Here is an 18,357-nt window from a genome sequence, read left to right on the forward strand (position 1 = left end):
CCTGCCTGAACGGCGAACCGGTAGGTGAGGCTGCGATGGAGAGGAAAATGGTGCCGCTTAGGTGACTCGAACACCTGACCCCATCATTACGAATGATGTGCTCTACCGGCTGAGCTAAAGCGGCCCTACCCCGTGGGCAGGGGCGCCGTTTACAGAGGGCGCGCGGGGAACGCAATGGGTTTTGCGCAATTTCTTGCCTCCCATCGTTCCGGAGTGGAAACGCGGCGAAACTGGTGGCGATTGGCCCCCGATGATGCCCCCGACGATAGATTGTGCCGCCTTGCCGCTTTGCCTTGTTCCGGCGAATCCCGTACTCTCGCGCCCACTGCTGGGGAGTGTGGACATGCGGAACAAGAGGCGGATCGCGATCTGGACCGGGGTTGCGGGGTTGGCTCTGCTGGCGGGTGCGGGGCCGGCTGGCGCCAGTTCGGATTATTCGTGCGATCCGGTCTGGGCGCTTTCCGACAGCGGTTTCAGTTGCGGCAACCGCGCCCTGCTCGCGCCGGGCAACGATACGCGCGTCAATCTGTTCCTGTTGCGCCGGACGGCACCGTTGGGCAAGGCCATCGCCTATGCCAAGCCCACGTGGGAGGAGCGCGGTTTCGGTCACAGCTTCTTCGGCTGGTACACCTTGCGCGACACTTACGCGGGGCGTGGCGGCGCAGACGAGGCAGTCTCGGAAGACCAGCCGCTCAATTCCCGTTGTAACAGCGCAGCGTCCGGGCAGACGGCATTCGAAGCCGCGCTCGCCGCCGCGAAGGGCATTCCGGAAGGCGAGCGCACCGCGCTGCGCGGCGCGCGCGCGACCCTGGCGGAAAAGTGCTCCGAGATCAGCGATCATGCCGACGCGGCGCTCGACAATGGGTGGCGCGCGCAGGTCGCCAGCGCATCGGGGCGCGAATTCGCCGGCTACGTGGATGCCGCCACCGCGTTTTACATCGGCCAGTGGGACAAGGCGCGCGGCGGGTTCGCCGCACTGGCTGGCGCTCGCGATCCGTGGATCGCCGAAGCGGCGGCCTATATGGCGCTGCGCGTGGAACTGAACGCGGCGCAGGCTGCCAGCTTTGACGAGTACGGCGATTTTACCGGGCCGGAGAAGGTCGACAAGCCCGCGCTCCAGCGCGCCCGCGCCGCCATTGCCGCCTATCTCAAGCGCTATCCCAAAGGCCGCTATGCGGATTCAGCACGGGGCCTCGACCGGCGCGCACTGTGGCTGTCGGGCGATCTGGCGGGGCTTGGCCGCGAATACGAACGGCTGCTGCAGGCGCTCCCGCCAGACAGCGCCGAACTGGCCACGCTGATCCAGGAAATCGACAACAAGCTGATCCTCCAGAAGAACGCGGAAGCGGCGGTCGACAGCCCGATGCTGCTCGCCGTGATCGACCTGATGCGGATGCGGCAGTTCGATGGCGAGGAGCAACCGCCGCTGAGCGCCGCCACGCTGGCGGGCCAGAAAGGCCGCTTCGCCGCGCGCCCGGACCTCTATGCCTATCTCCAGGCCGCCCATGCCTTCTACATCGCGAAGGACAATGCCAAAGCCGCAGCGCTGCTCCCCGATCGCGCGCCGCAACCGGCCAGCGTGCCGCTGGCGTTCAGCGCGCGGATGCTGCGCGGCATGGCGCTGGCGGGTGGCAATGGCGAGACGGGCTACTGGCAGGGGCTGATCGGCGCGGCGTCCGATCCCTATCAGCGTCCGCTGGCCGAACTGGCGCTGGCGCTGGCTTGGCAGAAGGCGGGCCGGTTCGAGACGGTGTTCGATGCAAACTCGCCCGTGCGCGACGACCGTATCCGCGAACTGCTGCTGATGCGGTTGGCGGGCGCCGATCTGCTGCGCCGCTTCGCCGCCGATCCGGCATCGGCCCCGCATCCGCGCCAAATCGCGCTGTTCACGCTGCTGCACAAGGATCTTGCGCACGGCCACTATGCCGATTTCGGCCGCGATCGCGTGCTGGTGCCGGCGGACGCGGGCAGCGAGCTTTCGATCTGGGACTTCGGGACGGGCGACGCGGTGCCGGTGGGCGTCTTCACGAAAGGCAAGTGGTCCAGCGAACTCGCCTGCCCCGCACTGGACGTCACCGCCGGGCAGCTTTCGCAGAACCCGGCCAATGTCCGCGCGCGACTGTGCCTGGGCGAATTCTGGCGACTGAACGGCTTCGATCGCTTCACCACCCTCGACCCGGTGCAGGCCGACGGCACGCTGGCGTCCGGCCCCGGCCGCTTTAGCGGCGCGGTGCTGACGCGCGGCGCGATCTACGCGGCGATCATCGCCAACCGGCAGGCGGCGGCGGACGAGCGTGCCTACGCACTGTACCGCGCGATCCGCTGCTACGCGCCGGCGGGCATCAGCGACTGCGGGGGCGAGGAGGTTCCGATCGCCCAGCGCAAGGCGTGGTTTGACCAGTTGAAGCGCGACTACCCCAACAGCCAGTGGGCTCGCAGCCTGCGCGTCTATTGGTGATCCGCTCCATTGCCGCACTCTTGCTGTGCCTCGGCCTGCTGACGGGCTGCGGCAAGCGCCCAGCTGGCGAACGAGCGCCTGCTGGGCATGTCAACGCGGCGCAGCATGATGCCTTCTTCCTGTGGGCGGGCGTGAAGGCGCCCGGAGTGCTGGCGAAGGCGAAGACGATCTACCTGCTCGACGGCGAAGTGCGCGCCAGCCACGCCGGGGGGTTCGTGCCCCTGCGGGCAGGGGTGCCGCATGTCCGCCACACCGAGATCTGGCTGGTGGTCCGGCTCGAACGGCTCGACTGGGAGGAGCCGGTCTGGCGGCGGGTGCTGGCCGAACTCGATCGCTGGCAGGCAGCGGGCAACCGGCTGGCCGGGCTGCAACTCGATTTCGATGCGCGCACGCGTGGGCTGGACCGATATGCCACCTTCCTGGCCGAAGCGCGGCGGCGGCTGCCCCGGCGCTACAAGCTGTCGATCACCGGCCTGATGGACTGGAGCGCGGGTGGCGATCCGGCGGCATTGGCCGCCCTGGGCACCGTGGTCGATGACGTCGTGCTTCAAACCTATCAGGGACGACGCACGGTGCCGGGGTACGAAGCCTATCTCCGCTCGCTGGCGCGCCTGCCCTTCCCCTATCGGCTGGGGCTGGTCGAAGGCGGCGAATGGCGCGCGCCGCCCGAACTCGCGCGCGATCCCCATTTCCGGGGCTATGTGGTGTTCCTGCTGCCGCGCTGAACGGCGCGCGCGGTCAGAACCGGCGCGCCACCGCGAATTCGGCCGCCTCGATCATCGCGGCCTTGGCCTCGCTGGCCGGAAACGCTGCGATCGCATCGATCGCGCGCTGGGCATAGTGCCGGGCGCGTTCACGCGTGGCGAGCACCGCGTCATGCTTGCGGATCAGCGCGATCGCGTGGACGAGATCGGCATCGCCCGTGCGGTTGCCGGCAATCGCATCGCGCCAGAACGCCCGTTCCTCGTCCGAACCGCGCGCATAGGCGAGGATCACCGGCAGCGTCATCTTGCCATCGCGGAAATCGTCGCCCTGGTCCTTGCCCATCTCGGCCGCGTCGGAATCGTAGTCGATCGCATCGTCGGTCAGCTGGAACGCGATGCCGAGGTAGCGGCCATAGGCCTCCAGCGCCAGCTCGTCCGCCTCGGGCCGTTCGGCCACCACGGCGGCGATGCGGCAGGCGGCGGCGAACAGCGCGGCCGTCTTGGCGCTGATGATCGCGAGGTAGCGTTCCTCGGTGGTTTCGACCTGCCGCTGCGCGGTCAACTGGTCGACCTCGCCCTCAGCGATCACCGCCGAGGCGTTGGACAGGATGCGCAGCACCCGGATCGAGCCGTCCTCGACCATCAGTTCGAAGGAGCGGCTGAACAGGAAATCGCCGACGAGCACCGTGGCCGGGTTGCCGAACACGATGTTGGCGGTCTTCTTGCCGCGCCGCAGGTCCGACCCGTCCACGACATCGTCGTGCAGCAGCGTGGCGGTGTGGATGAACTCCACCGCCGCCGCCAGCTTGAAATGCCGCGCCCCGCCGTACCCGAGCAACGCCGCGCTGGCGAGCGTGAGCATCGGGCGCATCCGCTTGCCGCCACCCGCGATCAGGTGGCCCGCCAGCGCCGGGATCAACGGAATGCGCGACTGCATCCGGTCGAGAATCACGGCGTTGACGCTGTTCATGCCTTCGGCGACCAGCGACATCATCGGGGCGAGCGAAGGCTCTGCCTTGCGGGGAAGCGAGTGGACGGTTGCAGTCATCGCCGTCCGCTTGGCCGAGGGGCGGCGGCTTGGCAAGACGCAAGTTGCGCGTTAGCGCACGAGCGACGCGGTTTCGCCGCGCGGGTTGGGCCGACAAACGACGAGGTAAGGGAATGAGCGACGACCCGGTGCTGGCAGGATTCCGCCAGAGCATCGACAATATCGACGCGGCGATGATCCATATTCTCGCCGAACGGTTTCGCATCACCCAGGCGGTCGGCGCGTACAAGGCCGAAAAGAAGCTGCCGGCCAGCGACCCCGGTCGCGAAGAACGCCAGATCGCGCGTCTGCGCGCCCTGGCGACCGACGCCAAGCTCGATCCCGAATTCTCGGAAAAGTTCCTGCGCTTCATCATCGACGAAGTGATCCGCCACCATGAGCAGGCGGCCGCGGCGGGCTGAAGCCGGCGGATTTGACAAAGTCGCAGGCGCTTCGGCGGTCCGCTATCCGCCCGTTCCCGGAAACAGCACCACCAGCTTGTAGTCCACCCGCTCCGCCGGGATGAAAGTATGCTGTTCGTAAGCCAGCGGCCCGTCGAGCGGATGGAGGAACGTGCGTTGCCCGCCTTCGCGCACGCTGACCGACTGGGCATCCCATAGTCGCCGGAACAGCGCGGATTCCGCCTTCATCTCCGCCACCAGTTGCGCCATCGCCGCATCGTCCAGTGCGCGGGCATAGTCGGCGCGGAATTCGGCGAGCAGCCGGGCGGCGCGGTCCTCCCAGTCGGGCAGGAGGGTGCGCGCAGAAGGTTCGGTAAACGTATAGCGCAGCAGGTTCTTCTGCTGGCCCGGCCCCAGCCAGCCGCTGAACAGATGCTCCGCCGCCGCGTTCCAGCAGCAGGCGTTCCACAAGCGGTCCAGCCCGTAGGCCGGATGGGCCTGCGCCTCCACCAGCGCGCGGACCGATCGCGGCGCCTGCGGCATCGGTTCCGACCGGGGCGCATCGGGATCGCGCCGGCCCGCCAGTTCGAACAGATAGGCGCGTTCCGCCGGGGTGAGCGCCAGCGCGTTCGCCAGCCGGGCTAGCGCTTCCGGCGAAACGCGGATGTCGCGCCCCTGTTCGATCCACGCGCACCAGGTCACGCCGATCCCCGCCAGCGCCGCCAGTTCCTCGCGCCGCAGCCCCGGCGTCCGCCGCCGCCGCGTGGGCACGGATGGCGTGACCCGTTCACGGTGCGACCGGATGAACCGCCCGAGCAGGCGGCGTTGTTCCTCGCTCAACATAGGCACACTTATAACAGGATAAATGCATCTATTGTAACAGGGTAAAATGGGTGCATTCTCGCGGAACAAGGAGAGCAAGACATGACCCGTTCCCACGATGATCTGGTGCAGGACCAGTTCGGCCCCCGCGCCGAAGCCTATGTGCACAGCCCCGTCCACGCCGCCGGCGAGGATCTCGACGCGCTGGAAGCGCTGGCGGAACACGCGCGCCCGCGCCGCGCGCTCGATCTCGGCGCGGGCGGCGGCCATGTCGCCTATCGGCTGGCCCGCCATGCCGGGGCCGTCATCGCGGCGGACCTCTCGGCCGAGATGATGGCCGCTGTGGCGAACACCGCGCGCGAACGCGGCCTGGCGAATCTGGAGACCTGCGTCACGCCGGCCGAAGCCCTGCCGTTCGCCAACGCCGCGTTCGACTTCCTGGGCTGCCGCTTTTCAGCCCACCACTGGCGGGATTTCCACGCCGGGCTGCGCGAGGCGCGGCGCGTGCTGGAGCCCGGCGCGACCGCCGTGTTCATCGATGTGGTGTCCCCCGGCCCCGCCGCGCTCGACACGCATCTGCAGGCCGTGGAACTACTGCGCGATCCTTCGCATATCCGCGACTATTCGGTCACCGAATGGGGCGAGGCGCTGACCGCGGCCGGCTTCCTGCTGCGCGCGGTGAGGACACGGCGGCTGCGCATGGAGTATTCCTCGTGGGTCGAACGGATGCGCACGCCCGAACCGCACCGCGCGGCGATCCGATCGTTGCAGGCGGGCGCATCGCGCGAACTGGCGACCTATTTCGAGATCGAACCGGACGGTTCGTTCACGCTGGACACCGTGCAGATCGAGGTGGTGGCGGGCTAAGCCCCGCCACCCAGCTTCAGGCTTCCCCTCCCCCCCGGGGAGAAGGGAGCCTATTCGTCCATCGGCACGCCGGGCAGCTGCTTGGCGGTGCGGATCGTCAACGAGGTCTTCACGCTCGCCACGTTGGGCGCGGGCGTGAGCTTGCTGGTGAGGAATTCCTGGAAACTTTGCAGATCGCGGCTGACGATCTTGAGAATGAAATCGATCTCGCCGTTCAGCATGTGACATTCGCGCACTTCGGCAAGGCCGCGCATATGCTCCTCGAACTGGCGGAGCGATTCCTCGGCCTGGCTCTTGAGGCTGACCAGCGCGAAGACCGTGATTGAGAAACCCAGCTTGGACGCATCGAGATCGGCGTGGTAGCCGCGGATCACGCCCGCCTCTTCCAGCGCGCGCACGCGGCGCAGGCACGGCGGGGCGGTAAGGCCCACGCGCTGCGCCAGCTCCACGTTGGTTACCCTGCCTTCATCCTGCAGTTCGGCGAGAAGCCGGCGGTCAATCGCATCCAAAGTTGCCATGCCTTTAGCATCCCGATCGTCACCACATGAATCCATGGCGGGTATGGTAATTTTCCACACCTAATCCAGGGGCGGGTGATAATTTTATTGTGTCATATCGCAATCGTCCCACAATGCAACGCGGTCGATGATGCCGCTTCCCGAACCGCCACGATTTGTTAGGGTCTGCCGCTGTAGCTGGCCGCTCTCCGGTCCGCGGGGGGCCAATCGGAGCAGGAATGATCGTCGATGACCGCCTTGATACCGTGCTGCGTACCGTCGCGGCCGGGCCGACGGCGGCGAGGACGCAGTTCCTGCAACTCGTGGACCTGCTGCGGCGCGAGGACGCCCGCAGCGTAAAGCGGCACGATTCCGCGCTGGAGCGCCTGGATTCGCTGACCACCCTGCTGGGCGAGGACGAACGCGCCGCGCTGCTGCGCCAGACCCGCCTGACCGATGCCGCGCTGGTCGCCCGCTTCGCCGCGCAGGAGCCGCGCGTGGCGCTGGCCGCGATCGGATCGGCGCGCCTTTCCGAACAGGGCTGGCTGGACCTGATCCCCGCGCTGCCCGTGCAGGCGCGCGGATTTCTTCGCCACCGGCGCGATCTGGGCGCGAACGTGGAAGCGCTGCTCGCGCGGCTCGGGATCGACGATTTCGGCCTGCCGCAGCCCGATGGCTATCATGCGCTTCCCGCCACGCCCGCGCAGACCAGCGAGTCCGGCGCTTGGCCGATCGACGAGGCTAGCGACGGACGGATCGCCGTCCTGACGCCGGCGGCGCGCACGCCGCCCCCATCCCCTGAAACGGACGGGCAGCCCGGTCGCAACGAAGGCATCGGCGCGATCGTCCGACGGATCGAGGCATTCCGCCGCAACCGCGATGCCGCCGCCGGGCCGGCCGATCCCACGGCGCCGCATCTGCCCTTCAGCGACGAGGCGCGCGCTACGGCGCCCCCCCGTATCACCGCCGTCGACCTGCGCTGCGATGCCTCGGGCGGGATCGTCCAGGCGGGGTTGCAGGCGGGCGCCGGGCTTGGCCCGATGCTGGTGGGCTTTCGTCCGTTCACGACCGAACCGGGCGCACCGGCACGCTGCGACGCCGCCACCGTCCGCGCGGCGGAAAAGCATGTGCCGATCATCGCCGGGCGAATGGAACTGACAGGTTCGCCGCTGATCGCCGGGGCCTGGCGGATCGACGCCGCGCCGCTGTTTTCCGCCGACGGCGGGCGCTTCACCGGCTATCACGCGTTGCTGCGCCGGCCGGCTGCGCCCCATGTCGCCGGTGCGGAGGCGGCGTCCGGCCGGCCCGCCAACGACGACGTTCCCGATGGCAGCGCCGACCGGCTGCGCCAGGTGCTGCACGAGCTGCGCACGCCGATCAATGCGATCCAGGGCTTTGCCGAGCTGATCCAGCAACAGCTTTTCGGGGAAACCCCGCACCAGTACCGGGGGCTGGCGGCCAGCATCGCCGCCGACGCCGCGCGAATGCTGGCGGGGTTCGAGGAAATCGAACGGCTGGTAAAGCTGGAAAGCGGGCGGCTGGAAAGCGAACCGGGCGAGACCGACCTTGCCGAACTGGTCGGCCGGCTGCTGAAGCAACTGGAGCCGGCGACCGTTTCGCGCCAGGTGCGCCTGAGCTTTACCCGGCCGGAGGCGCCGGTTCCGGTGGGCGTGGCTAGGATCGAGCTGGAGCGCATGATCTGGCGCGTGTTCTCGGTCATGGCCGCCTCCGCCGCGCCGGGCGAACGGCTCGCCACCGCGCTGAGCGAGGATAACGGCACGGCGGTGCTGGCCCTGCCGCTGACCGCCTCGCTTGCGCTGCACGACGACGAAACCCTGTTCGCACCGGATCAGGGGCGCGGCGGCGTCCAGCCCGTTTCCGCGATGCTGGGCCACGGCTTCGCGCTGCGTCTCGCTATGGCGGAAGCCCGCGCCGCAGGGGGACGGTTGGAACGGCGCGGCTCAAAAATTATTGTTACCCTGCCCATCTTGACCCGGCCCGATCATGCACTTAGCGAAAGTGAGGGTCCCGCTGCCGGCGCGGGTTGAAGCAGTCCGGTTCCCTCGGGGGGAAACGTGGGCATGAAGACGATCCTGGATTTGCCGGCAGAGGCGGACATGGTCCGCTTTGCGGCCGACTTCGGGCAGCGCTTCATCGTCACGGTCGATACCGAGGAAGAGTTCGACTGGGGACAGCCGTTCAGCCGCACCGGGTTCGGCCTGGATCATGTGCCCCATATCGCCGAGTTCCAGACGTTCTGCGAAAGCTTCGGCGTCAGCCCGATCTATCTGGTCGACTACCCCATCGCCACAGACCCGCGCGCGGCGGAGGTGATGGGCGGCCCGATCGCGGCGGGCAAGGCCGAGGCCGGGGTACAGCTTCACCCCTGGGTCAGCCCGCCCTTCGAGGAAACCGTCAGCGTTCACAACAGCTTCTCGGGCAATCTTCCGCGCGAGCTGGAACGCGCCAAGTTCAACACGCTGCGCGATGCGATCGAAACCGAGTTGGGTTCCACCCCGCGCATCTACCGCGCCGGGCGCTATGGCGTGGGGACCGAAAGCGCGCGCATACTGGCGGACGCCGGCATCGCCATCGACACCTCGGTCCGCGCGCTGTTCGATTACAGCTCGGGTGGCGGCCCCAACTTCCGCGATCACCCGCTGACGCCCTACTGGATCGATCGTGCCGCCAACCTCATGGAACTGCCGCTGACCACGGTGTTCTGGGGCATGTTGCGCAAGCAGGGCCGCACGCTCTACCCGATGCTGTGGCGCGTGCCGCGCCTGCGCGGCCTGCTGGCGCGGGTGGGCATGCTGGAACGCATTCCGCTGACGCCCGAAGGCGTGAGCGTGGACGAAGCGCTGAAAGGCGTGGACATCGCCATCGACGACGGGCTGCCAATCCTGGTATTCTCGTTCCACAGCCCGTCCTTGTGCCCCGGTTACACGCCTTATGTCCGCGATGCCGACGATCTGACGCAATTCTACGACTGGTGGCGCACAATCCTGACCTACCTCGCCCAGCGCGGGATCAAGCCCACGACGGTTCGCGAGATCACCGCCGCCGCCGGCTGATCCTGCCTTGGCCCGTGGCTGACGCCGCATCATGCCAAGCCTGCCTTGCCAAGACCGCGCCTCCCCTCTAACGCCTCCACCGGGGTCGGGCCTGTAGCTCAGCGGTTAGAGCTGGCCGCTCATAACGGCTAGGTCGCGGGTTCGAATCCTGCCGGGCCCACCACCCCACCCGCGCGCGCCGGCCAGTCGCTGCCGCGCGGGGAATGGATGCGGCATTCCCGCTTGCGTCCACCGGCCGCCATCCCTAAGGGCAACCCGGTGTCGGGGAGTAGCGCAGCCTGGTAGCGCATCTGGTTTGGGACCAGAGGGTCGTAGGTTCGAATCCTATCTCCCCGACCACTCTTCACCACCGCCGTCCCGCCGCGTTATTGTCCGGGCACCGTCCCTGGCCGCAGATAGGCGAACATGTGCGCGACGTAGTCCGCCTTGCCGAGATCGACGCCGGCGCTGCGCAGGATCGCGTAGGCGATCATCACGTGGAAATAGAACTGCGGCAAGGTCCAATCCCGCGCGTACTGTTCGGCGGTCAGGTCGAAGATCATTCCATTGGGCAGGCCGTGCGCCAGCGCCCGTCCGGCCGCGGCATCGAGCGCCGCCGTATCGACGCCATCGAGAAACGCCAGGGTCTCGCCGATCCTCGCCTGCGCCTCGGCAAGCGAACCCGGCCGTTCTCCGGCATTGCGCCCTTCGTCCAGCAGCGTGGCGACGATCGGCGCAAACGCCTCGTCGCCGAGACGAAACACGCCTTCATAGGCCTGCACACAGGCGAAACGGATCTGCGTGGCGAGCGGAAACATATCCGGCGCAAGCCGCGCGGACAGCAGAGTCTCCGCCTCATCAGGCGACAACTGCGAGCGGGCCTTGTCCAGCCAGCCGGACAGCGCACCAAGCATCTGCCGATATGTCGGCACGACGAGACTGGCTAACGTCATGAAAAGTCCTTTCCGCGGGAGAGTGCCCGATGACGGCACCATAGGGCCATCCGCACCAACCGTCGATCAGCCAGGCAAAGTCTGCGTCTGGCGCAACGCCTCGCCCAACGCGAGCGCGGCCGACGAGGCGAGGTTCATCGAGCGGACCTGCGGCCGCATCGGAATGCGCACGCGGGCGTGGCAGGCGTCGGCGATCGCGGCCGGCACCCCGGCGCTTTCCTTGCCGAACAGCAGGATGTCGTCCGGCGCGAAGGCGAAATCATAGACCGATTGGCTGGCCTTGGTGGTGAACAGCACCAGCCGATTTGATCCTGCGGTCTCCCTGAACGCATCGAACCCGGCATGGCGCGCGATGGTGACATGATCGATATAGTCCATTGCGGCCCGGCGCACCCGGCGATCATCCCACACGAAGCCCATCGGTTCGATCAGGTCCACGGCCACGCCCAGGCACGCGCCAAGCCGCAGCACGGCGCCGACGTTCCCCGCGATTTCCGGCTCGAAAAGCGCTATACGCATTCCGGCTGATTGGCGCGGGCGCAGGCGTCATGCAAGCCCTCAGCGTGCACCGGGTATCAGCAGGATTGCATTGGCATCGCGCCGCGCATGAGTATGGTCGGCGCATCATCCGGATCATCCTGGTCCGGTCATCGTCACGCCGAAACCACTGGAACACCATGCCCGCAAGCTCCACCTGCCGCACCGCCCTTCTCGGCCTGATCGCCGTCTGCACCGCGCTGACGGCACCCGCGTTCGCCGCATCGCCCGCAGCGACGCAGGACTACCAGGCTCGCGTCGCGCGCGTCCTGCGAGCCACGCCGCTGATCGATGGGCACAACGACTGGCCCGAAACGCTGCGTGAACGCGAAGGGGACAAGCGCTGGACGATCGACCTGACCGATCTTTCCAAAAGCCCCGAAGCCTACAACACCGACATCGTGCGCCTGCGCAAGGGCATGGTCGGCGGACAGTTCTGGTCGGTCTATGTCTCGGCCAACCTGCCGGGCAAGCAGCAGGTCGAAGAGACGCTGGAACAGATCGACCTCGTGAAGACGATCGTCGCCCGTTACCCGGAAACCTTCGCGCTGGCGCGCACGGCGGCGGACGTGCGCCGCGCGCACGCGGCCGGAAAGATCGCCTCGATGATCGGCGTCGAGGGCGGCGGGCAAATCGACGGCAACCTTTCCATCCTGCGGACCTATGCCGCGCTGGGAGCGGGCTACCTGACGCTGACGCATTCGCGGACGATCGAATGGGCCGATTCCGCCACCGACAATCCGCAGCACGATGGGCTGACGCCGTTCGGCGAACAGATCGTGGCGGAACTCAACCGGCTTGGGATGCTGGTCGATCTCAGCCACGTGAGCGAGGCGACGATGCGCGATGCGCTGCGCGTGTCGAAAGCGCCGGTGATCTATTCGCATTCGGGCGCGCGCGCCGTGGACGACCATCCACGCAATGTTTCGGACGAGACGCTGAAGCTGGTGGCGGCGAACGGCGGTGTGGTCATGGTCAACTACGCGCTGCCCTATGTCTCGGATGCCTACCGGCGGTGGGCAGCGGATTCGGCGGCGGAAAAGACCCGGCTGAACGCGCCGCCGTTCGGCGGGCTGGACATCGGCCAGCCGGAAAAGGCCGCGGCCGACTATGCCGCCTGGCTGAAGGCACACCCCGCCCCGCGCGTGACGCTGGGCGAAGTGGCCGATCATATCGAGCATATCGCGAAGGTGGCCGGCGTGGACCATGTCGGCCTGGGATCGGATTTCGACGGCGTGGGCAACGAATTGCCGGAAGGGCTTCAGGACGTTTCGACCTATCCCGCGCTGCTGGCCGAACTGATGCGGCGCGGCTGGAGCGATGCCGATGTCGCCAAGCTGGCCGGCGGCAACGTGCTGCGGGTGATGGAACGCGCGGAACAGGTCGCCAAGACGATGAAATAACGGCAGCTTTCATATCCGCCGGGCACCGCGACCAATTGCGACAATTCAGGCCCGGTCCAGCAAAGCTCTGACACAAGTCTCCCCTAATCCGATCACGGACCGGGACGTGCGCGCCTCCTTTGCGTGCGCGGCCGAACAGCATCAGGGAGTACCATGCAGCGTTGTTTTCCGACCGGCCTGTGGCTGGCCACCACCATCCTGTCGCCCGTGCCCGTGCTGGCGCAGACCGCCGCGCCCGACAGCGGGGCGGCCGGCCAACCGTCCGCCCAGCCGAGCGGGCAGCAGGCGACGGATGAAGGCGAGGAAGAGATCGTCGTGCAGGGCCAGAGGCCGCGCGGCAGCGTGATCGGCGACATCAAGCCCGAACTCACCTTCAACGGCGGCGATATCCGCGCCCTCGGCGTCAGCAGTATCAACGACCTGCTGACCGAACTCGGCCCGCAGCTGGCCAGCACGCGCGGCGGCTCGCCCGTGATTCTGCTGGAAGGGCGGCGCGTCTCCAGCTTCCGCGAAATCGCGACGATCCCCGCCGAAGCGATCCAGCGCGCCGAAGTGCTGCCCGAGGAAGTGGCGCTCAAGTACGGCTATCCCGCCAACCAGAAAGTGCTGAACATCGTGCTGCGGCGGCGGTTCAAGTCGATTACCGTGGAAGGCAAGGACAAGTTCACCACCGATGGCGGCGCGAACAATCCGGAAATCGAACTGGGCCTCCTCACCATCCGCCGCAACGGCCGCCTGAACCTCAACCTCGATTACGAGAACACGGCCGCGCTCGCCGAAAGCCAGCGCGGGATCACCACCAGCACCGGCGGCGACACCCAGCGCTCGCTGGCCCCGTCGGACGAGCAACTGACGCTGACGGCGACCTACGCGCACACGTTCTCGCCGAAGGTCAGCGCCAGTCTGAACGGCGAGATGGTGGTGGATCGCCAGCATTCGCTGATCGGCGCATCGACGACTCCGGACCTCGACGTGTTCCAGCGCACGGCGAAGGACCTGTCGCTCCACCTCGGCTCGACCGTGAACGCGGATTTCCGGGGCCTGCACAACACGCTGACGACGACTTACGACCACGACGAAGGCCGCACCATCAGCGTGCGCGGGGTGCCGGCGGACGTGGCCCGCAGCACGACCGACACGGTGACGGCGGACCTGACCTCCAACGTCACGCCCTATCGCCTGCCGGCGGGCGACATCTCGCTCACCGCGCGGCTGGGCGGCACGTTCAACAGCTTCGGATCGGAGGCCTTGCGCGCGCAGGTGACACAGCAGAAAGCCGATCTCGACCGCACGACCGGCCTCGCCTCGCTGAGCGTAGACGTGCCGGTGTTCGACAGCCCCTCACCGTTCCTGGGCCGCCTCTCGGTGAACGGCAACGTGCAGTTGCAGACCCTGTCCGACTTCGGCGGGCTGACCAGCTATGGCTATGGCGCGACCTGGACGCCGCGCCGCGAAGTGAGCCTGATCGCCTCGTTCGCATCGACACAGAGCGCGCCGACGATGCAGCAGATCGGCAACCCGCAGATCCCCACCCCGCAGGTGCCGGTGTTCGATTACACCACCGGGCAGAGCGTGCTGGTCACGCGGGTAAGCGGGGGCAACAACGCCCTGCTCAGCGCCGAAAAACGCGAATGGCGGCTGGGCCTGACGCTCAAGCCTTTCACCGGCAAGGACATTACCTTCTCGGTCGACTACAACCACGCCAGCACGGACAACGGCATCATGAGCCTGCCCGCGCTGACCGCCGCGACGCAGGCTGCCTTCCCCAGCCGTTTCATCCGCGACGATGACGGCAACCTGATCCGCATCATCGGAACGCCCGTGAACATCGACCGGCAGGAAAGCGGCGTGCTGCGCTGGGGCTTCAACTTCTCCAAGACGCTGAAAACCCCCAAGGCGCAGGCCGACGCGATGCGCGCGGCCTTCATGCGCGCCTTCGCCGAACGGCAACGGCGGGCGGGCGAGGCCGGCGCACCGCTGCCCCCGCCGCAGGACGGCTTCGGTGGCGGCCCTCCCCGGGGCGAAGGCGGCCCTCCGCGCGGGTTCGGCGGGCCGGGTGGTCCCGGCGGGCGCGGGCCGGGCGGCGGCAATCGCCTCACCTTCGCGGTCTATCATTCGGTGCATCTGACCGAGACGGCGCGCCTTGCCGCCGGACAGCCGACCATCGACCTGCTGAACGGCGGCACGATCGGCAGCCAGTCCGGCCAGCCACGGCATGAAGTGGAAGTCCAGGCCGGCCTCTCGCACAGCGGCTTCGGTCTGCGCCTGACCGGCCAGTGGCAAAGCGCGACGCGCGTGGTCGATCCATCGGGCACGCCCAGCGCCAACCTGCACTTCGGCAGCCTCGCCACGTTCAACCTGCGGCTTTTCGCCAATCCTGCGCAGGTGCCCGGCCTGATCGGCAAGCACCCATGGATGCGGGGGATGCGCGTGAGCCTGGCCGTGAACAACCTGCTGAACACCCGCCAGAAAGTAACCGACGGCACGGGCGCAACGCCCTATGCCTATCAGCCTGCCTATCTCGATCCGCTGGGCCGGACGGTGATGATCAGCGTGCGCAAGCTGTTCTTCTAGGGTCAGAGCATCGCGGAAAGGGCCGGGCTGAGCCACTCGGCCCCGTCGCGCGTGATCAGGCGTGTGGCGAGACCCTCCCGCACGGCCAGATCCCTCGCCTCCGCGATGGGAACCGCACCCAGCGCGCTGGCCCAGGCGTCGGCCATCATGCAGGAGGCGTGCAGCACACTGATGGCGCTCGCCGCGCCGTACGGCACATGGCCGGTACGCGGATCGAGCGTGTGCGCGCCGCGCAGGTAGTCGCCTGAAGTCGCCACCGCCAGTTGGTGCAGCGCCACGCGCAGCGCCGGCAGGGCGATGCCTGCGGGCGTTTCCAGATCGACCCACCACGGATCGCCATCGGGGCGCATCCCGCGCCCCACGCATTCGCCCCCCACCCCGACCAGCGCGTGCGCAACGCCTGCCCGCGCCAGCAGGTCGGCCACGGCATCAGCGGCATAGCCCTTGGCCACGCCCGACAGGTCGAGCCACAACCCGCCCGGCTGGAGCAGGCGGGCCGATACGCCTTCGCCCGGCCGATCCAGCGCGAGCCGCCGCCAGCCGGAAACCTCCAGCGCCCGTGCGATCGCGGCCTCGTCCGGCGGCGCGTCCCGCCGGCGCGGCCCCAGCCCCCATACGTCCGTAAGCCGGCCAAGCGCGGGATCGAAGACCCCGGCGGACCGTTCCGCCACCTGCAGCGCCGCTTCCATCACCGCCGCGAAATCGGGCGGCAATGCGGTCCAGCTTCCCGGCGCGGCGCGGTTGTAGCGGCTGAGCAGCGAGGACGGCTCCCAGTGGCTCATCTCTGCCACGATCCCGTCGAGGCGCGCTTGGACGCGGGCCGCCAGTAGTTCCGCATCGCCGCCCGCCGGCAACGCCATGCGGACATGCCAGCGCGTGCCCATCGTCTCCCCGTCGCAATCGACGACGGGTGCGCCGCGGTCGAACCGCGCCAGCGCCGTTTCATCGATCCGTTCCGGCACAGCTATCCGCATGGCCGCCGGAACGGTCGATGCCGCGATGGTCACGGCGCCACGACTTCCAGCGTCGCGGTGTACGTCATGCGGCGCTTGGTCGCGCGCGGCGCGCTTGGCTTGTCGTCGGTCAGGCTGGCGTTCACCCAGTAGAAACCCGCGACCGGCCACTTCACCGTGACCAGGCCGTCCGCGCCGGTCATCAGCGCCTGCGCGTGATCGCCATCGCGAAAACGCTGGGCGTTGGGCACGAATTCCACCTTGAGGCCGGCCGCCGGCTTGCCATCGACCAGGAAGCGGAACTTGCCCGGCTCGCTGGTGACGAGATCGTCGGGATGCGTGACCGGCACCATTTCCAGCCCCTTGCCCGAGGCCTGGAGCACGGTCTGTGTCGGCTCGCCGGCGGTGACGAAGAACTCGTTGCGGCTCTGGTTCTGGGTGAGATCGAGATCGGTCGCGTTCGCCGGAATGTCGGCCACGGTGGCGACGACATGCGCGGGATCGATCATGCGGCGCGGCCCGCCGCCCTCGCCTCCCGGACCTCCGGGACCGCCCGGACCACCAGCGGGCGGCATCGGCGGGCGGTTGCCACCCTCGGCGCCCATGCCGGGAGCGCCAGCGCCCGGGCCACCCGGACCACGGCGCCGGCCGACCATCCAGTCCTCGCCATTGACCTTGAACCTTCCCATCACCGCATCCATCGTGGTTCCGATCCGCCAGGTCCCGGGCTTGTCGATCACCACGTCGAACGTGCTGCGATAGCGGCCCCGCGCGACGTTCTCGATCTTGCCGGCCGTGCCGTCGGGCGCCTGCACCTGCACCGCATCCACGTTCAGCGGCGCATGGTTGGCGACGAACGGCACGGACGAGGTGGCGGCATCGACCGTGATGCCCTGGTTGGTATCCGACAACACGGTGAGCGAGGGCAGGAACCAGGCGTCATGCGCCTGCGCGGGCACGGCAAAGGCCAGCGATCCCGTCGCCAGCAGAAGGGTCTTGTTCAGCATCGATCGCACTTTCAACGGACGGTGACGGAAACGGCGCCCAGTTCGGAACGCCCGGCGGCCGAAGCATCGCGCACCGGCACGGACAGCGGCACGGAAACAAGCTCCCGCCCGCCGCTCTCGCGCGCCGCCTCGACATGGACGACATAGGCGCCGGGGCGCAGATCGGCCGGTAGCGGGATACGATAGGCGCCCGGCGCGCGCGTCGCGCCGCTGACGCCATCGGCGGCCAGGTTCAGGCTGCGGCCGCCCTTGCGCCACCAGGTGCGCAAGTCGGCCAGCCACTTGGTGCCCGGCTCGTTGCCCTTCTTCTTCACGTCGTACCACACCGCCAGCGTGCGCGCCGGACCGCCGGCGGCCGGCTCAATCCAGGCCGCGACATAGGGCTTGTGGTATTCGGCGACCGAAAGGCGGGGGACGGTGATCGTCAGGGTGCCGGCGCTGGCCGGAGTGGCCACGACACCGGCCACGAGGATCAGGCTTTTTCGCATGGGCGTGAACAGTCCTTCAGTGGATGAAAAAGAGAGCGATGACGAGCGGGATCGCCGTTCCCAGCGCGACCAGCGGCCAGGTGGAAGGTCGATGCCGCGCGTGCAGCTGGAGCAGGAGCAGCCCGGTGAGCGTGAAGATGACGCAGGCGGCGGCGAACACATCGATGAACCAGAACCACGCGGCCCCGGAATTGCGCCCCTTGTGCAGATCGTTGAAATAGGAAACCCAGCCGCGATCGGTGCGCTCGGACGTTACTTCCCCGGTCTGGCGATCGATGCTGACCCAGGCATCGCGCCCCGGCCCCGGCAGGGCGACATAGACTTCATCGTCATTCCATTCGGCGGCATGGCCCCGCACGTCGAGTCCCACCAGACCGACCAGGCTGGCCGCGACGGGTTCGGGCACGGGCGCGTCCTTGCGCGCGCCGGCTTCCAGCACGCCGCGCAGGGCGGGCGGCAGCGTGGCCTGCCGCGAAGCAACCTTGGGTTCCGCGCTGATCGAACTGGCGTGGTTGAGCGTGATCCCGGTGATGGCGAACAGGAACATGCCGACCAGCGAGACAGCAGCGCTGATCCAGTGCCACGTGTGCAACTGTCTGAGCCAGAACTGGCG

At 68.2% G+C, this 18,357-nt stretch carries 17 protein-coding genes and 3 tRNA genes; 10 read left to right on the forward strand and 10 right to left on the reverse strand.

All coding sequences use genetic code 11. From position 1 onward, the window contains the following. Positions 1–48: 48 nt before the first annotated feature. Positions 49–124 (reverse strand) — tRNA-Thr (locus tag FA702_RS06790). Between the two features lie 219 nt (positions 125–343). Here FA702_RS06790 and FA702_RS06795 point away from each other — a divergent pair. Together FA702_RS06795 and FA702_RS06800 are read left to right on the forward strand one after the other, a co-directional pair. Beyond that, on the forward strand, positions 344–2,458 hold the full coding sequence (locus tag FA702_RS06795; protein WP_136955512.1) for a hypothetical protein: 2,115 nt from the start codon (positions 344–346) through the stop codon (positions 2,456–2,458). After that, entirely contained in the window at positions 2,455–3,183 is a 729-nt protein-coding gene (locus tag FA702_RS06800) for a DUF3142 domain-containing protein (protein WP_255504742.1), read from the forward strand. Before FA702_RS06795 ends, FA702_RS06800 begins: the two co-directional genes overlap by 4 nt. 13 nt (positions 3,184–3,196) lie before the next feature. Here the strand turns inward: FA702_RS06800 and FA702_RS06805 are convergent, their stop codons facing one another. Continuing rightward, positions 3,197–4,210 carry a polyprenyl synthetase family protein gene (locus tag FA702_RS06805; protein ID WP_136955514.1) on the reverse strand — a complete coding sequence of 338 codons (1,014 nt, stop codon included), beginning with the start codon at positions 4,208–4,210 and terminating at the stop codon, positions 3,197–3,199. A 113-nt stretch (positions 4,211–4,323) separates the two neighbouring features. On the opposite strand from FA702_RS06805, the gene FA702_RS06810 reads away from it, so the two are divergent. After that, a complete protein-coding gene (locus FA702_RS06810) occupies positions 4,324–4,611 on the forward strand; it encodes a chorismate mutase (protein ID WP_124807693.1) in 288 nt (95 codons plus the stop codon). 42 nt (positions 4,612–4,653) lie between these two features. Here the strand turns inward: FA702_RS06810 and FA702_RS06815 are convergent, their stop codons facing one another. Continuing rightward, positions 4,654–5,433 carry a helix-turn-helix domain-containing protein gene (locus tag FA702_RS06815; protein ID WP_136955515.1) on the reverse strand — a complete coding sequence of 260 codons (780 nt, stop codon included), beginning with the start codon at positions 5,431–5,433 and terminating at the stop codon, positions 4,654–4,656. A gap of 81 nt (positions 5,434–5,514) precedes the next feature. Here FA702_RS06815 and FA702_RS06820 point away from each other — a divergent pair, with 81 nt between their 5' ends. Then, positions 5,515–6,279 (forward strand): class I SAM-dependent methyltransferase, encoded by a 765-nt coding sequence (locus FA702_RS06820; RefSeq protein WP_136955516.1) that lies wholly within the window; start codon positions 5,515–5,517, stop codon positions 6,277–6,279. Positions 6,280–6,329: 50 nt separating this feature from the next. Here FA702_RS06820 and FA702_RS06825 read toward each other — a convergent pair whose 3' ends face one another. Next, the gene (locus FA702_RS06825; protein ID WP_124807696.1) at positions 6,330–6,797 is read right to left on the reverse strand and encodes an Lrp/AsnC family transcriptional regulator; all 468 of its coding nucleotides are present in this window, start codon (positions 6,795–6,797) and stop codon (positions 6,330–6,332) included. Between the two features lie 218 nt (positions 6,798–7,015). On the opposite strand from FA702_RS06825, the gene FA702_RS06830 reads away from it, so the two are divergent. From FA702_RS06830 to FA702_RS06845, 4 genes are all read left to right on the forward strand, one after another. Then, positions 7,016–8,824 carry a sensor histidine kinase KdpD gene (locus FA702_RS06830; protein ID WP_136955517.1) on the forward strand — a complete coding sequence of 603 codons (1,809 nt, stop codon included), beginning with the start codon at positions 7,016–7,018 and terminating at the stop codon, positions 8,822–8,824. Between the two features lie 33 nt (positions 8,825–8,857). Continuing rightward, positions 8,858–9,850 (forward strand): polysaccharide deacetylase family protein, encoded by a 993-nt coding sequence (locus FA702_RS06835; RefSeq protein ID WP_136955518.1) that lies wholly within the window; start codon positions 8,858–8,860, stop codon positions 9,848–9,850. An 87-nt stretch (positions 9,851–9,937) separates the two neighbouring features. After that, positions 9,938–10,013: transfer RNA gene (locus tag FA702_RS06840), tRNA-Ile, on the forward strand. Between the two features lie 99 nt (positions 10,014–10,112). Next, positions 10,113–10,189: transfer RNA gene (locus FA702_RS06845), tRNA-Pro, on the forward strand. Between the two features lie 26 nt (positions 10,190–10,215). On the opposite strand, the gene FA702_RS06850 is transcribed toward FA702_RS06845, so the two are convergent. Then, positions 10,216–10,782, reverse strand: coding sequence for a DUF1993 family protein (locus FA702_RS06850; RefSeq protein ID WP_136955519.1), 567 nt, complete (start codon positions 10,780–10,782; stop codon positions 10,216–10,218). 66 nt (positions 10,783–10,848) lie between these two features. Then, positions 10,849–11,301 carry a tRNA (cytidine(34)-2'-O)-methyltransferase gene (locus tag FA702_RS06855; protein ID WP_136955520.1) on the reverse strand — a complete coding sequence of 151 codons (453 nt, stop codon included), beginning with the start codon at positions 11,299–11,301 and terminating at the stop codon, positions 10,849–10,851. A 158-nt stretch (positions 11,302–11,459) separates the two neighbouring features. Here FA702_RS06855 and FA702_RS06860 point away from each other — a divergent pair, with 158 nt between their 5' ends. After that, positions 11,460–12,722: a dipeptidase gene (locus FA702_RS06860; RefSeq protein ID WP_136955521.1), complete on the forward strand. Its 1,263-nt coding sequence runs from the start codon at positions 11,460–11,462 to the stop codon at positions 12,720–12,722. Between the two features lie 153 nt (positions 12,723–12,875). Then, positions 12,876–15,296 carry a TonB-dependent receptor gene (locus FA702_RS06865; RefSeq protein ID WP_136955522.1) on the forward strand — a complete coding sequence of 807 codons (2,421 nt, stop codon included), beginning with the start codon at positions 12,876–12,878 and terminating at the stop codon, positions 15,294–15,296. A 2-nt stretch (positions 15,297–15,298) separates the two neighbouring features. Here the strand turns inward: FA702_RS06865 and FA702_RS06870 are convergent, their stop codons facing one another. From FA702_RS06870 to FA702_RS06885, 4 genes are read right to left on the reverse strand one after another with little or no spacing between them, the layout of a single operon-like run. Then, positions 15,299–16,303 carry an FAD:protein FMN transferase gene (locus FA702_RS06870; RefSeq protein WP_370385501.1) on the reverse strand — a complete coding sequence of 335 codons (1,005 nt, stop codon included), beginning with the start codon at positions 16,301–16,303 and terminating at the stop codon, positions 15,299–15,301. Next, on the reverse strand, positions 16,300–17,256 hold the full coding sequence (locus tag FA702_RS06875) for a DUF4198 domain-containing protein (RefSeq protein WP_136955523.1): 957 nt from the start codon (positions 17,254–17,256) through the stop codon (positions 16,300–16,302). The genes FA702_RS06870 and FA702_RS06875 overlap by 4 nt, the downstream gene beginning before the upstream one ends. A gap of 11 nt (positions 17,257–17,267) precedes the next feature. After that, positions 17,268–17,744 carry a DUF2271 domain-containing protein gene (locus tag FA702_RS06880; RefSeq protein ID WP_136955524.1) on the reverse strand — a complete coding sequence of 159 codons (477 nt, stop codon included), beginning with the start codon at positions 17,742–17,744 and terminating at the stop codon, positions 17,268–17,270. A gap of 16 nt (positions 17,745–17,760) precedes the next feature. After that, positions 17,761–18,336: a PepSY-associated TM helix domain-containing protein gene (locus FA702_RS06885; RefSeq protein WP_255504796.1), complete on the reverse strand. Its 576-nt coding sequence runs from the start codon at positions 18,334–18,336 to the stop codon at positions 17,761–17,763. Positions 18,337–18,357: the final 21 nt, after the last annotated feature.

The sequence above is a fragment of the Novosphingobium sp. EMRT-2 genome (assembly GCF_005145025.1).
Lineage (GTDB): Bacteria > Pseudomonadota > Alphaproteobacteria > Sphingomonadales > Sphingomonadaceae > Novosphingobium.

Excerpts from the sequence above, each read along its gene's own strand:
- FA702_RS06835 (WP_136955518.1), top strand. The coding sequence starts at position 8,858 with ATGAAGACGATCCTGGATTTGCCGGCAGAGGCGGACATGGTCCGCTTT.
- FA702_RS06850 (WP_136955519.1), bottom strand. The coding sequence starts at position 10,782 with ATGACGTTAGCCAGTCTCGTCGTGCCGACATATCGGCAGATGCTTGGT.
- FA702_RS06865 (WP_136955522.1), top strand. The coding sequence starts at position 12,876 with ATGCAGCGTTGTTTTCCGACCGGCCTGTGGCTGGCCACCACCATCCTG.
- FA702_RS06860 (WP_136955521.1), top strand. The coding sequence starts at position 11,460 with ATGCCCGCAAGCTCCACCTGCCGCACCGCCCTTCTCGGCCTGATCGCC.
- FA702_RS06875 (WP_136955523.1), bottom strand. The coding sequence starts at position 17,256 with ATGCTGAACAAGACCCTTCTGCTGGCGACGGGATCGCTGGCCTTTGCC.
- FA702_RS06795 (WP_136955512.1), top strand. The coding sequence starts at position 344 with ATGCGGAACAAGAGGCGGATCGCGATCTGGACCGGGGTTGCGGGGTTG.
- FA702_RS06880 (WP_136955524.1), bottom strand. The coding sequence starts at position 17,744 with ATGCGAAAAAGCCTGATCCTCGTGGCCGGTGTCGTGGCCACTCCGGCC.
- FA702_RS06820 (WP_136955516.1), top strand. The coding sequence starts at position 5,515 with ATGACCCGTTCCCACGATGATCTGGTGCAGGACCAGTTCGGCCCCCGC.
- FA702_RS06825 (WP_124807696.1), bottom strand. The coding sequence starts at position 6,797 with ATGGCAACTTTGGATGCGATTGACCGCCGGCTTCTCGCCGAACTGCAG.
- FA702_RS06810 (WP_124807693.1), top strand. The coding sequence starts at position 4,324 with ATGAGCGACGACCCGGTGCTGGCAGGATTCCGCCAGAGCATCGACAAT.
- FA702_RS06805 (WP_136955514.1), bottom strand. The coding sequence starts at position 4,210 with ATGACTGCAACCGTCCACTCGCTTCCCCGCAAGGCAGAGCCTTCGCTC.
- FA702_RS06815 (WP_136955515.1), bottom strand. The coding sequence starts at position 5,433 with ATGTTGAGCGAGGAACAACGCCGCCTGCTCGGGCGGTTCATCCGGTCG.
- FA702_RS06855 (WP_136955520.1), bottom strand. The coding sequence starts at position 11,301 with ATGCGTATAGCGCTTTTCGAGCCGGAAATCGCGGGGAACGTCGGCGCC.
- FA702_RS06830 (WP_136955517.1), top strand. The coding sequence starts at position 7,016 with ATGATCGTCGATGACCGCCTTGATACCGTGCTGCGTACCGTCGCGGCC.